Annotated in this window: 13 protein-coding genes, 1 tRNA gene and 1 pseudogene; 7 read left to right on the top strand and 8 right to left on the bottom strand. The window is 69.4% G+C overall.

Going from position 1 to position 12,873, the window contains the following annotated elements:
- The first annotated feature begins 150 nt into the window (after window positions 1-150).
- A tRNA-Leu gene (locus IU476_RS10815) sits at window positions 151-232 on the top strand.
- Between the two features lie 28 nt (window positions 233-260).
- On the opposite strand, the pseudogene IU476_RS10810 reads toward IU476_RS10815, so the two are convergent.
- A pseudogene (locus tag IU476_RS10810) lies at window positions 261-743 on the bottom strand (TetR/AcrR family transcriptional regulator); the annotation flags it as partial.
- Here IU476_RS10810 and IU476_RS36050 point away from each other — a divergent pair.
- The 3 genes from IU476_RS36050 to uppS all read left to right on the top strand — a co-directional run bounded on the left by IU476_RS36050 (window position 693) and on the right by uppS (window position 2,730).
- Window positions 693-869: a hypothetical protein gene (locus IU476_RS36050; protein ID WP_228823470.1), complete on the top strand. Its 177-nt coding sequence runs from the start codon at window positions 693-695 to the stop codon at window positions 867-869. The pseudogene IU476_RS10810 and the gene IU476_RS36050 overlap by 51 nt on opposite strands.
- Before the next feature lie 31 nt (window positions 870-900).
- Complete coding sequence (locus IU476_RS10805) at window positions 901-1,758, top strand: alpha/beta fold hydrolase (RefSeq protein ID WP_195099145.1); 858 nt, start codon at window positions 901-903, stop codon at window positions 1,756-1,758.
- A gap of 195 nt (window positions 1,759-1,953) precedes the next feature.
- Window positions 1,954-2,730 carry a polyprenyl diphosphate synthase gene (gene uppS, locus IU476_RS10800; RefSeq protein WP_195099835.1) on the top strand — a complete coding sequence of 259 codons (777 nt, stop codon included), beginning with the start codon at window positions 1,954-1,956 and terminating at the stop codon, window positions 2,728-2,730.
- 130 nt (window positions 2,731-2,860) lie between these two features.
- Here uppS and IU476_RS10795 read toward each other — a convergent pair whose 3' ends face one another.
- On the bottom strand, window positions 2,861-3,880 hold the full coding sequence (locus IU476_RS10795; RefSeq protein WP_195099143.1) for a ketopantoate reductase family protein: 1,020 nt from the start codon (window positions 3,878-3,880) through the stop codon (window positions 2,861-2,863).
- Between the two features lie 228 nt (window positions 3,881-4,108).
- A complete protein-coding gene (locus tag IU476_RS10790; RefSeq protein WP_195099141.1) occupies window positions 4,109-4,507 on the bottom strand; it encodes an ester cyclase in 399 nt (132 codons plus the stop codon).
- Between the two features lie 94 nt (window positions 4,508-4,601).
- Here IU476_RS10790 and IU476_RS10785 point away from each other — a divergent pair, with 94 nt between their 5' ends.
- Entirely contained in the window at window positions 4,602-5,183 is a 582-nt protein-coding gene (locus tag IU476_RS10785) for a TetR/AcrR family transcriptional regulator (protein WP_195099139.1), read from the top strand.
- Window positions 5,184-5,237: 54 nt separating this feature from the next.
- On the opposite strand, the gene IU476_RS10780 is transcribed toward IU476_RS10785, so the two are convergent.
- The 3 genes from IU476_RS10780 to IU476_RS10770 form a co-directional block, all read right to left on the bottom strand.
- Window positions 5,238-6,254, bottom strand: coding sequence for a hypothetical protein (locus tag IU476_RS10780; protein ID WP_195099137.1), 1,017 nt, complete (start codon window positions 6,252-6,254; stop codon window positions 5,238-5,240).
- A gap of 290 nt (window positions 6,255-6,544) precedes the next feature.
- Window positions 6,545-7,222 carry a response regulator gene (locus IU476_RS10775; RefSeq protein ID WP_195099135.1) on the bottom strand — a complete coding sequence of 226 codons (678 nt, stop codon included), beginning with the start codon at window positions 7,220-7,222 and terminating at the stop codon, window positions 6,545-6,547.
- Window positions 7,223-8,407, bottom strand: coding sequence for a sensor histidine kinase (locus IU476_RS10770; RefSeq protein WP_195099133.1), 1,185 nt, complete (start codon window positions 8,405-8,407; stop codon window positions 7,223-7,225).
- Window positions 8,408-8,631: 224 nt separating this feature from the next.
- Here IU476_RS10770 and IU476_RS10765 point away from each other — a divergent pair, with 224 nt between their 5' ends.
- On the top strand, window positions 8,632-10,131 hold the full coding sequence (locus tag IU476_RS10765) for an alpha/beta hydrolase (protein WP_195099130.1): 1,500 nt from the start codon (window positions 8,632-8,634) through the stop codon (window positions 10,129-10,131).
- Between the two features lie 39 nt (window positions 10,132-10,170).
- Here the strand turns inward: IU476_RS10765 and IU476_RS10760 are convergent, their stop codons facing one another.
- Window positions 10,171-10,662, bottom strand: a complete 492-nt coding sequence (locus IU476_RS10760) for a GNAT family N-acetyltransferase (RefSeq protein WP_324194002.1) — start codon at window positions 10,660-10,662, stop codon at window positions 10,171-10,173.
- Between the two features lie 189 nt (window positions 10,663-10,851).
- On the opposite strand from IU476_RS10760, the gene IU476_RS10755 reads away from it, so the two are divergent.
- On the top strand, window positions 10,852-11,463 hold the full coding sequence (locus IU476_RS10755) for a hypothetical protein (RefSeq protein ID WP_195099128.1): 612 nt from the start codon (window positions 10,852-10,854) through the stop codon (window positions 11,461-11,463).
- A 63-nt stretch (window positions 11,464-11,526) separates the two neighbouring features.
- Here IU476_RS10755 and IU476_RS10750 read toward each other — a convergent pair whose 3' ends face one another.
- Complete coding sequence (locus IU476_RS10750) at window positions 11,527-12,786, bottom strand: diguanylate cyclase domain-containing protein (RefSeq protein ID WP_195099126.1); 1,260 nt, start codon at window positions 12,784-12,786, stop codon at window positions 11,527-11,529.
- Window positions 12,787-12,873 lie beyond the last annotated feature (87 nt).

Genomic DNA, 12,873 nt, shown 5'->3' with positions numbered 1-12,873 from the left:
ACACCCGCGAAGGAAAGTTGAGGGTCCCTCATATTGCCCGTTACTTAATTGTTATAATTGCAGGTGACGTTACTCGTGGGTACGAAACGCCCGAGGGGAACTTCATGATGGCGGTCAAGCCCGGTAGAGTTTGGACGGTCGTACCATCACGCGCGAGTGGCGGAATTGGCAGACGCGCTGGATTTAGGTTCCAGTGTCCTAGGACGTAGGGGTTCAAGTCCCCTCTCGCGCACCGAAGCACGGCAGTCGAAGAGTCGGTCGAGGTAGTAGTCGATGGCCGTCAGCGCGGCCTCGGGGTCGATGACGTCGAAGTCGAGCAGTGGAGTGAAGCCGGTCAGGGCGAGCAAGAGGTTCGTCTCGATCGCCGGGTCGACATCCGGCGGGAGGTGGCCGTCGGCGATCGCCTGTCTGATCAAGCGTTCGGTGAGCGCTCTGCCTTCATGGAGTCCGAGGCGGGCCTGCTCGTGCAATTCCGGGTCGTGGAGCGCCTCGAGGGTGTAGGCAGCGCTCATCCGGCTGGTGGCGCGGGCGTCCGGGTGCAGGGGGAGCATTTCCGTGAGCGTCACTCGCAGCACGTCTCGGGGGTGCGGAGGTGAGTCGAGGCGGTCGAGGCCCTGGGTGACGCGCCGGGCGGTCTGTTCGGCAGCGAATTCCATCGCGAAGACGAGCATCGCTGTCCGGGAACGGAAATAGTGCTGGACCTGTCCCAGGGAGGCATCCGCCGCACGGGCGACCTCGCGCATCGTCGCGCGGGCCCAACCTTGTTGTTCGACCACTCGCCACAGGGCGCGCGCGATGGTTTCGCGACGTTCTCGGTGGTCGACCTGTTTCGGCACCCGCATCCCTTCCATTCGTTTCAATACACCTGACATAATACAGCTGACTTGCAAAGGAGACGCGATGAGCACATTCGCCGCCCCTGAGCTGGAGGCAGCATATTTCGAGGCCTACGACGCGGTGCTGGCCCACTGGCCGGTACCGGCCGAGACGGTGGATCTTGCGGGCCGGTACGGAACGACGCGGGTCACGTCCGCCGGCCCGGCCGCGGCGCAGTCGCTGGTCCTGCTGCACGGGTACGGCGGCACGTCCGGGATGTGGTATCCGGTCGTCGGCGCGCTGGCCGAGGAGCATCGTGTGCGGGCCGTGGACATCATGGGCGAGCCGGGCCGCAGCCGACATACCGGCGCGGCCTTGACCAGCATGGACGATCTCGTGGACTGGCTGGCGGAAACCTTCGATCTGCTCGGGCTGGCCGCGGCCGACCTGTGCGGCCAGTCCCTGGGTGGTCATCTCGCGCTCCGGTTCACCCTCGCCCATCCCGAACGGGTGCGACGGCTGGTCCTGCTCGACCCGCCCCTGGTCTTCGCCGGGCTCAGTCCCGAATTCGAGGAGCTGGGTCGAAACCGCGACCCGCACCCCACATTCGAGGCCGCCCGCGCGATGCTAGCACCGGACGGCCCCGGCAGCGGACCGGCGCACCTGGAGGCCTACTTCGATCTGCTCGCGCACGGAGCCGCACACTTCCCGGCCTCGCCGATCGTCTATCCGCACCTGCCGGACGGGCTGACCCAGCTGCCGGTCCCGACCTTCGTCGCCCTGGCCGGGGCGAGCGAGGTACACGATTCGGCGGTGGCCGCGGAAGCCGCGCGGCGTGCCGGGGCCCACACGGTGGTTCTCCCGGGTGCCGGGCACGGTCTGCTGGCCGACACCGAACCCGTCCGCAGCCTCATCCTGGACCACCTCCGGCCGCACGAGTAGGTGGTCCAGGCACCGCTCGCAGCGCACACAGGTCGAAGGCCGAGACGGGGACCCGCCGCACGCCTCACCAAATCTCCACAAGGTCGCCACGACGGCTCCACCGCCGCAGGAGACGCGATGGGTAGGTTGACCCGAGTCGGCGGCCTCGCCGACTCGAAGCGAATCCACTTCTCCAGCAAAAGGATCGGACTGCGTATGCGCGTCACGGACCTGCCGTACCGTATGTATGCCCGTCGACTGCGCGGGCAACTCGCGGGCGCACGGCTACCCCGTCACGTCGGGTTGATCATGGACGGCAACCGGCGCTGGGCCCGCAGCAAGGGCCTTTCCGACACCAGGCTGGGGCATCGGTACGGTGCCGAGCACGCGGAGAACGTGCTGTCCTGGTGCGAGGATCTGGGCATCCGCCACGTCACGGTGTTCCTGTGCTCGACCGAGAACCTGCGCAATCGAGCCGACGACGAGATCGACTTCCTCATGCGCGTGGTCGAGGACCTGGTCACCGATAGGCTCGGCCGCCCGGGGTCCCGCTGGCAGCTGCACATCGCCGGATCACCGGATGTCCTGCCCGACACCACCGCCCGCGCGCTGAAGCATGCCGTCGAAGCCACCCGCGCCTGCACGACCGGTGCGCACGTCACCTTGGCGATCGGCTACGGCGGCCGGCAGGAGATCGTCGACGCGTTCCGCGATCTGCTCTACGAGAACGCGGGTAGCGGAAAGTCGTTGGCGGACATCGCCGACAGCCTCACCGTCGAGGATCTGGCCGCCCATTTGTACACCCCGGACCAGCCCGATCCGGACCTGGTGATCCGGACCAGCGGTGAGCAGCGGCTGTCGAACTTCCTGCTCTGGCAGAGCGCCTATGCCGAACTCTATTTCTGCGAGGCGTACTGGCCCGCCTTCCGCGAGATCGACTTCCTGCGAGCGCTGCGCAATTACGCGGCCCGGCAGCGCCGATACGGTGCGTGACGTCACGCTCCCACGTGTTCGCGCGGGAATGCCGCCAGGGCGTGCGGACGGCCAGGGACTTTAGGTCAGTGCGGCCCCGATGGCGGCCGCCCCGGGGCGGCCGGGTATCCGCATTGGTCGGGTAGGTCGGTTACGGCGGGGATGGTATCGGGAATGGTTGCGGGAGTAGGGCTTTCAGCTCGTCGGCGGTGATCGAGCCCGGGCGACGGTGCTGGCGGGCGAAACGGGCGACGGTGCGTTGCAGCATGGTGTTGACCGGTGTCGGCACACCGTGCAGGCGGCCCAGCAGCACGATCTCGCCGTTGAGGTAGTCGACCTCGGATGTCCCCGACTCGCGGGCAAGGCTCTGCCAGGTCGAGCTGCCGCCGGTCACGCCCGCGATCGGCCGCACCCGCATCCGGTCACCTTCCACCGCGCGGCGTTCGGCGTCGGTGGTGTAGGCGATCGCGGCGGCGTCGAGCACCGCCCGGCCCTCGGCCTGGCACGCCCGCACCAGCTCGGCGGCGGAGGAACTGTCGTGCTCACCGAGCAGTGCCTGCACCGCGTTGCCGAGATTGACGACGAGTTTGCCGTACTTCCAGCGCATTACGTCGGAGACGACCGGAGCGTCGAAATCGCTGCGCGACAGGTCCGCGGCGATCCGCTCGGCCACGGTATCGATTCCGTGCGGATAACGGGAGATGGTCAGAATCCCGCTCAACGGGGCGGCGCGTGAGACCACCACACCGGGCTCCAGATGCAGGGCCGGCAACCAGACGCACAGCCCGTAGACCCGCTGGAACAGCCGCAGCGCGGTGCGCTCGTTGGCGACGCCGTTCTGCGCGCACACGATCGGCAGCGTCTCGCCGGCGGTGGTGTTCCCCGCGACGGGGACGCCGGCCCACTGCTCGACCACGGCCGCGGTGTCGTGCGATTTGACCGCGCACACGATCACATCGTCGCGCCGCAACTCCCCCAGCGCGGCAGGAGAGTCGACCGCGGGAACCGGCAGCGTGTAGGAGCCAGCGGCGGTGACCAACCGCAAGCCGTGGCGTTGCAGAGCCTCCAGATGTCGGCCGCGACCAACCAGGACCACGTCCGCGCCGTGCTGGGCCAAACGCCCGCCGATCGTGCCCCCGACGGCTCCCGCACCCACCACGATGTACCGCACTCGATCGAGGATAGCCGGGCCGTCACCGGGCCGCTTGGCAGCGATGACCGAAGGAGGTCGCCGCCGCGCCGACGGCCCCGTTCGAGGGCCGTGGTCCCCTCCGGATGGCCAGCATGTTCGCCAGATACGTTGCGCCGGTGGCAAATTCGGTTACCTATGCGATACCTGCGCCGTCATGACGACCTACATCGTCCGGTACATGCGGCACAGAAAAACACAGCGCGGCCACTACTGTCGATCGGCCGATACCGGCGCACCCTGGAGCGGCGCGACGTAACCCCAATGCTCGACGAGCAGACCGTCGACGACGCGGACCATGTCGACGCCGCCGGTCACGAAAGGCTTGCCGGTGGGTGCGGCGCCGAAGAGGTCGCTGGTATGGGTACCTCGCAGGGTGTAGCGGTTGGCGACCCATTCACCATTTTCCACGCTGTGCTCGGTAATCACCTCCATGTCGGGGCAGTCCGCGCGCATCCGTTCCCACTTGCGCCGCCAGTCCTCGCGGGTGACCCGCACGCCCTGGTCGAGCGACTCCGGTGCGATGAGCCGCAAACCAGCCTCGATGTCCACGTGGTGGCCGGCGATGATGGCTTGCACCACGGCCGCCGGTGATTTCGTGTCGGTCACGATCTTCTCCTCTCGCGAAACGGGGAATTGTCCCCGTTTGGCTGGGTTCGACCATACGGGGAGCATTCCCCGCTTGGCAAGTACCCTGTCCCGCATGACCTTTCCGCCACGCCGCGCCGACGCACAGCGCAATCGCGAGCGCCTGTTGTCCGCCGCCGAGGCCGTCCTCGACGATCGGGGTGTGCACGCCTCGCTGGACGACATCGCCAAGGCGGCGGGAGTCGGCAACGCGACGTTGTACCGCCACTTCTCGTCGCGGGAGAAACTGCTCGAGGCCGTCTACGACCGCCGCATCCGGGCCCTGTGCGACAGCGCGGAAAAACTGCGGGCGACTCGACCGCGCGGTGCGGCGCTGGTGGCCTGGTTGCGGGAGATGGTCGTTCACCTCACCGAGAGCCGCGCGCTGAGCGAGACATTCATGGCCGACTACAAAGGCCCCGGCGACACCGAAACGCCGCAGATCGCCGGATGGCACCGCGCGATCTACGAGGCTGTCGCGCCGTTGCACGACGCGGCACAGGAGACCGGCGCGATCCGCCGCGACCTCGACGTGCCCGAACTACTGACCCTCACCACCGCCGTGGCCCGGGCCGCCGATCCCGCTCGAGCCCTCCACTTCCTCGACGTGTTGCTCGAGGGCGCGGTACCCCGCGCGGACAACACGTCCGACAAGTAGGGCCGTCCGGCCGGAAATCCGCTGCGGCATAGGCGTACTGGATGCCGATCGTGGTCAGTTGAACGGTGTGCTCGTCGCGGGTCGCTGATTGCGCTCGGGGGTGACGGCTGGTTGACCGCGGGTGGCGGCGGAGAGCACCAGGAACACGAGGATCAGGAACGGCAGTTCCGTGATAGCGACGAACTGGCTGTCGGTGAAGTTGAAAAGCTGGGTGAAGCACAGATTCACGAACAAGGCGGCCTTCAGCAGCCGGATCGCGGTCTGTCGCCGCCGCCAGCACACCGCCCCTGCCACCGTGAATACGGCTTCGACGGTCCGCGTGACCGCTGCCGCGATGATCGCGCCGCCGTCGTGCCCGGGTTCCGCGGATCCGCCGGCCAGCAGCGGGACCGCTCGAGAGACGAAGACAACGTCGATCGCGATCCGCGATACCACGAACAATGCGACGACAACCGAGAGGAACCACGGCTGCGTGACGAGGTGCCGCGCCGCAGTCAGCAACCGCTGCGCTCGGGACCGGAAAGCGTTGCGGCCGAACCTGGTCGGCGACAGTTCGGCGAATCGCCGGACGGCATGCGCCGCCTCGCCGTCGTCACCGTCGAGCAGTTCCAGAATCGCCGTGCGTTGTGCCGGGGTCAGCCCTTCGGCCGGTCCGGTGGCCGCGATCGCGGCCGCGGCGGACAACCTGGCGCCGGCGGACATCGTTCGCGGGGTGCGTGCCGTGGCCGTGATGACTATGAGAATGGCGAAGAGTACGTAGATGACGGCGGCGGCGGGCCGAAAGAAATAGTCGTTCGACTGGGTGATGAATTTGCCGACCTCATCGACGAACAACCCCAGACCGATACCTCCCGAGAGCGCAGTGACCCGACGGCAGAAAGAACCGGTGAACGTTAGCGACACGATCAAACCGGCAAGCATGAGCAACCCGCCCCACAGCGCATGCGCGATATGCAGTGTTCCGTTACCGACCTTCGGGTACCCGGTGGCGGCGAGATACAGGCGCGTGACCAGCACCGTGGTAATACCGGCGACCCACATCAGCTGAAGATTCGCGCCACCATCGCTCATCCGCACCCACTGCCGATTCGCGAAACCCGCCCCGGTCACACGACCGCTCGCAGAACTCTCCGCCATCCCGCCTCCGATTCTCCACGCCACCGATTCCGGCCCAGAGGCACGTAATACGGACTCTATATTCACAGGCCTACCGTCGAATCGGTGTTGTCCGACACCTACATACGTAAGCGCGGCACTCACACCCCGCGCGCTATCCGACGATTCGTCGATCGTTGCTGGTCATGTCGACCACTTCGGCAGGACGCCGCGCGGGCGGGCACGGCGAACAGCGCGTGTGTGGGTCATTGTTCCGCGTCGCGGACCAACAGCGCTATCTGTACCCGGTTGTCGACGCCCAGCTTGGCGAACAGGTTGCTGGTGTGGGCTTTGACCGTGGCGATGGTGACCTGTAGTCGCGCGGCGATCTGGGAGTTGGCCAGGCCGTCGGCGATGGCGCGCGCGGTGTCGAGTTCGCGTTCGGACAAGGCGGACAACCGTTGTCGCGCGGCGTCGCGGGCGGCGCGGCGGGCTTGGGCGGAATCGGGGCCGGTCGCCGCGGCGATCACTCGTGCCGTGACCGTGGGGGAAAGCACGGGGTGCCCGGCCGCCACGGCGCGCACCGCTTCGACGATGCGGGCGGGCGGGGTGTCCTTGAGGACGAAGCCGAGTGCTCCGGCGCGCAGGGCGCCGAGTACCAGTTCGTCGGAGTCGAAGGTGGTCAGCACGAGCACCGCCGGCGGAGCCGGTGTGGCGCGCAGGTGCCGGGTGGTGTCGACGCCGTCGCGGCCGGGCATCCGCACATCCATCAGGACGACGTCCGGCCGCTGTTTGTCCACCACCGTGATCGCGGTGTCGCCGTCGGCGGCCTCCGCGACGACGGTCAGGTCGGGCTCGCCGTCGATGACGAGGCGTAGCGCCATCCGCACCAGCTGGTCGTCGTCGACGATCACGACGCGCACCGGAGCCTCTTCACTGTGCACTCATGCTCTTTTCTCGTGGTCGTGCTCCGGCCAGGGAAGTCGCGCGGTGAGAACGTACCCGTTGTCGGAGGTGCGGTGGTGGTCGAGCGTTCCGCCGGCGAGCGTGATGCGCTCGGCGAGGCCGAGGAGACCGAAACCCGAGGCCGGTGGCCGGGCAACGGCGGTGGCGGCCGCCGAATTGCGGACGCTGACATGCAATTCGCCGCCCGGCGTCCCACCGACGGTGATGCGGACCTTCGCGGCCGGTGCGTGTTTCGCGGCGTTGGTCAGCCCTTCCTGCACCACCCGGTAGCCGGTCCGCCCGACCGTCTCGGGCGGGGTCGCGGTCACGGTGGTGGCGAGCGTGACGTCCAGGCCCGACGATCGGGCGTCGGCCACCAGCTCCGGGATCCGGTCCAGGGTGGGTTGCGGTGGTTCGGGGCGGTCGGGGTCGGCGCGGAGGACACCGAGGACGTCGCGAAGTTCTTCCAGCGCTCGGCGGGAGCCCTCGGCGATACCGCGGACCAGAGTCCGCTGCTCCGCGGCGGAGAGGTCGTCACGATGGTCCAGGACCCCGGCCTGCATGGCGACCAGTGAAATCCGGTGCGCGAGCACATCGTGCATCTCGCGGGCGATGCGGTTGCGTTCCGTGGCCTGTACCTGCGCCGCCCGCGCGGCCTGTTCGCGTTCCGCGCTCTCGGCGCGATCCCGCAGCGACCGCACTTCGGCGCGGCGGGCATCGATGGCCACACCGGTCGCCACCGCGATCCCCGCGCTCAATGTCGGCAGCGCGAGCCGCAGCCAGATCGGTGCGGGCAGCGAGCCGATCGGATAGAGGTCCTCGGTGAACTGCGCCGCGGTCACATACGCCACCACGGCCACCGCGATCTCGACCGGACGGCGGCGAGTGGCCAGCGAACACAGCGCCAGCAGCGCGGCACCGGTCGCGAGCGCCGACGCGGCCGAGGCGACCGCGACCACCAAAGCCACGAGGAGCGGAAATCGCCGACGCCACAACAACACCGCGAGGCAACCGAGCGCGATCAGCGGATCGCCGAGGACGAACCAGGAACACGAATCGGCCGCACAGCCCGCCGGCAGCGCCGTGGCGACGGCGAACCAGAAGGGGACGCCGAGGAGCGCGGCCGCCGCCAGCCGCCAGGTCTGCTGCCATGCCCCGAGTCGTGCGGCGCCGTCGGTGTCCACCCGGCCATTATCGCGACGCCGATCGGCCGGAAGCAGCAGCCCAGCGGCTGAGGCGTGGCTCGACCCGGGTCGAATCGCCGCCTCGACTTTCGTCGAACACGATGGCCGCCGCGCGAGCGATGTGCGGGCGAGACGGGCTCGCCAGACTTGTTCGTGCACAGCCGGTCACGAGCCTCCCGGCGACGGTTCGCTCGTGGTCGGCCCATTTCGTCGGGGAGTAGCGAATGAAGCGACAACGGATCCGGTGCCTGTCGGCCGTGCTCGGTCTCACCGCAACACTGATCTGGGCGCCGACTGTGGCCGCGGAGCCGGCCGAGGGCCCCGCGGCGCCGGTGCGGTGGGGCGCGTGTCCGGAGGGAGTCGAAGATCCCGCCGCCGGGCCGGCCCAATTGCAGTGCGCCACTGTGCCGGTGCCCTTGAATTACAGCGAGCCCCAGGGCACGCAGATCGAGCTCATGATCTCCCGGCTGGCGAGCGGGAACCCGGACAAGCGTCGCGGAGTGTTGTTGCTCAACCCCGGCGGTCCGGGCGGCGCGGGGTTGGACCAGCCCAAGTTCCTGGCCGCGCACGGGCTGCCCGCCGATGTGCTGGACAGCTACGACGTGATCGGCGCGGATACCCGCGGAGTGGGGCATTCGGCACCGGTGAGCTGCGGGTTCACCGACGATCAGGCGTATTTCGGCAATATCCCGCCGTACGCGGTGAACGATGCGGCGGTCACCGAGCAGGCCGCGGTCGCCCGAGGGGTCGCCGAGCAGTGCGCGGCCAACGACCACGAGGGCCGGTTGCGGTACGTGTCGACGGCGAACATGGCACGCGACCTGGACCGGATCCGGGCGGCGCTGGGCGAGGACAAGGCCAGCTTCCTCGGCTACTCCTACGGCACCGCGCTGGGCGCGGCCTACGCCTCGATGTTCCCGCAGCGGGCCGACCGCATCGTGCTCGACAGCAATATCGGCGACACCCACCTCGACCACGACGGGATGCGCAGCTACGGCCTCGGCATGGAACAGACCTTTCCCGACTTCGCCGCGTGGGCCGCCGCCCGCCACGACACCTACGGTCTCGGCCGCACACCGGACGAGGTGCGCCGGACGTACCTCACCCTCGCCGAGCGCCTCGACGCGAACCCGGTGGATGGGTTGGACGGCAGCCTCTTCCGATTCGGCGCCTTCTTCACGCTCTACCGCCCGGCGTTGTACGCGCGGGCGGCCGAGAGCTGGAAGACGCTGCTCGAGACCGGACATCCCGGACCTGAGGGCGGTCGCCCGCCGGGTACCGGCGCACCCTCGCCGAACGACAACGGCTGGTCGGTCTTCCTGGCAGTGACCTGCAACGACATCGAATGGCCCGAGGACGTCGGGACCTACCACCGCACCGTCGCCGAGGACCGGGAACGCTACCCCCTCTACGGCGCGGCCGCCGCGAACGTCATGCCCTGCGCCTACTGGAAGCTCGGGCCGTCCGAGCCCCCGGTGCGAATCGACGACACCGGCCCGGCCGGCGTGCTGATCGTGCAGAACCAGCGCGACCCGGTCACCCCGCTACGCGGCGGCGAGCTGCTCCACGAGAAGTTCGGTCGGCGGTCCCGGCTGGTCACCGTCGACGGGAGTGGGCACGGGGTCTACGTCCTCGGCGACAACCACTGCGCGTCCGACGTCGTCACCGGCTACCTGGTCGACGGCGCCCTGCCCGAGAACGACATGACCTGCCGGGCGGGCTGAGACTCCCGATGGCGACCCGGCGGCACAGGTGATCCCAGCTCATCGCGGGTGCGCGTCGAGCGGAAGTGCGGCGCGCACCTCGTCTCCGTCCGCGGTCAGGGTGGTGCCGACGGATGCGAGGACCGCGAGCGCGCCGCGGTTGTCCGCCGTCGTCTCGGCGACGAATGTCGTTGCCCCACAGGAGCGTGCGAGGTCCAGCAGCAGAACCGCGACTTGCCGTCCGATGCCGCGGCCGCGGTCCTCGCGGCGCAGCCAGAGGCCGGCCGCCACCGCGTCTCCCTGTCGCTCCAGCCGGGCCGCGCCGACCGCGCGTCCGTCGACGTCGACCACCCACGTCCGCTCCACCGCCGTCGCCGGATCGAGGGTGCGGCGCCGGTGGAAATCGAGGAAGGCGGCGCGGCGGCGCGCGGTCCAGCCCGGCGCGTCCTCGACCGGCGGCATCACCTCCAGCGGATCGGCGCCGGCCACGGCCGCGTCCAGCAGCCGCGCCAGGGCCGGTTCGTCCAGGGGCGTGAGAATCACCTCGGTCACGCCAGGAGTGTGCCGCCGCCGACCGCATCGCGCCAGCGAATTTCGCCGGTGCGGGCCATCCGCCCTCGGCGTGGATCCCGCCCCATGTACTTCGTTTCCTGTCGCGGAAATCGATCGCGTCCACGCCGCGTAGCTCCCGCCGGTACGGGTAATGCGAGAACGACATCACTGTCGACGATTGGAGTCGTCATGACAGACATCGACGGACGTACCTCGGGGCTGCGTATCCCGCGCAGCCGTGGCGCGCTGGGTGGCCTGGCGGTATTCCTGCTGGGTATCTGGGGTGCGCTCATACCTTTCATCGGGCCCTACTTCGATTTCGGCTACACACCGGACGAACCGTGGGTCTGGTCGGCCGCGCGCGGCTGGCTCCAGGTGCTGCCGGGTGTGGTGGCGGCGATCGGCGGCCTGCTCATGTTGTCGAGCGGCAACCGTGCCGTCGCGATCACGGGCGCCTGGCTGGCCGCGGCCGCGGGTGCGTGGTTCGTGATCGGGCCCGCCCTCGCGGGGCCGTTCAAGCTCGGCGATATCGGCACACCCCTGGCCGGATCCGACTGGAAACAGGCCCTCATTCAGCTCACCCTGTTCTCCGGACTCGGCGCGGTGATCCTCTTCTTCGCCGCGACGTCGCTGGGCCGGTTGTCGGTACGCAGTGTCCGCGACCTCGCCTTCGGACGACGTAGGGCCGAAACGACAGCGAACCGCCCGGCGACCGCTGTAGCCGACCCGGCCGAGGGTGCCACCGCCTCCCGGAACCCGCGGACCGGTCTCCACCGCCCGCTGCACGGCGGCACGGCCTGACGGCTCGGCGACAACGCGTCGTGGCGATCTACCCCTGGTAGATCGCCACGACGTCGGACACGATCAGGCGCGCACGTGTCGGAGACGGTGCCGACGCCGGGTCTTGGCGAGATAGAGCCGCCGGTCCGCCGCGTCGAGGAGCGCGTCTGCCGCCGTGTGCGCCGCCGGCGCGAGGACGGCGCCCACACTGAGCGACAAGGCGATCCGGAGATCGTCGATGACGACCGGGACGGTGAAGGCCGACCGCATGGTGGCGGCGGTGGCCGCGAGCCGGGTGTCGTCGACCGGTGGCGGCAGGAAGACCACGAACTCGTCGCCGCCGAGCCGGGCCAGGGTGCAGTCGTGGCGGCGCAGGTGCCGGCGCAGCCGGGCGGCGACCGCGCGCAGCACCTCGTCGCCGACGCGGTGACCGTAGGTGTCGTTGACCTGTTTGAAGTCGTCGAGGTCGGCGAAACACATTCCGGCACAGGCGTTGTCGGTCACCGAGTCGGTCGTGGCACGCAGGATCTCCAGCAGCTGCCGCCGGTTGGGCAAGCCGGTCAGCGGGTCGTGGAGGGCCTGCCGGCGTAGCTCGTCCTGCAGCAGGCGGCGTTCGGTGACGTCCTCGCCGACGGCCAGCAGATAGTCGTCGTGCCCGTCGCCGCCGGGCACGTAGGTGACGGTGAACGCGGCCCATCGGGTGTCCCCGGCGGGCGCGAGACCCCGGCCCTCGATCCGCACCGAGCCTTTCCGCGCCGCGACGAGCTCGCCGAACAGCCGCGCGTCGATGTCCTCGAGATCGTCCGGATGCGCGAAATGCTGTACCGGCATCCCCCGCAGCGTCTCGATCGGCGCGCCGAACATGGCGGCCAGACACGGGTTCGCGTCGATCAGCACACCGTTCGTGTCGGCGATACCGATCGCGACCGCGGTGTTGTCGAACACGACCCGGAACCGGTCGGCGGCTTCCCGGTCCGCCTCGGCGGCGTCGGCGCGGTCGGGCGGCGTCACCGCGCGGGCCTGCTCGTATCCGTGCGCCAGCGCGGCGAGCACACCCGCGGCCCGCACCGCCGCGTCGCAGCGACCGGTCACTTCGGCGACCTGCGCCAGCACCGGCGCGGACAACACCGGCACCGCAGGATCCCACGGCAGCGCCTGGGCCAGGGCGTGACCGATATCGGCACCGACGGCGGCCTCGAACGGCTCGGCGTCCACCGCCGCGGCGAACTCGTCGGCCAAGCGGCCCAACATCGTCGGTAACCGTGGCTGCCGCGCGGCCGCGCCGAGGGTGCCCAGGGCGTCGTGCCACCGGGCGACCCATACCGAACGTCGCTGTTCGTCCACCGCTTGCTGTCCCCGTTCGTCATCCCCGTCGGAAGGGCCCTGGACGGGCTCGTGCAGACACACACGATAAGCGCTGGTCGCGAAACC

The organism is Nocardia blacklockiae, assembly GCF_015477355.1.
GTDB classification, from domain to species: Bacteria; Actinomycetota; Actinomycetes; order Mycobacteriales; family Mycobacteriaceae; genus Nocardia; species Nocardia blacklockiae.
The sequence above is the reverse complement of the archived record's forward strand: the minus strand, read 5'-3'. Positions and strand labels throughout refer to the sequence as shown.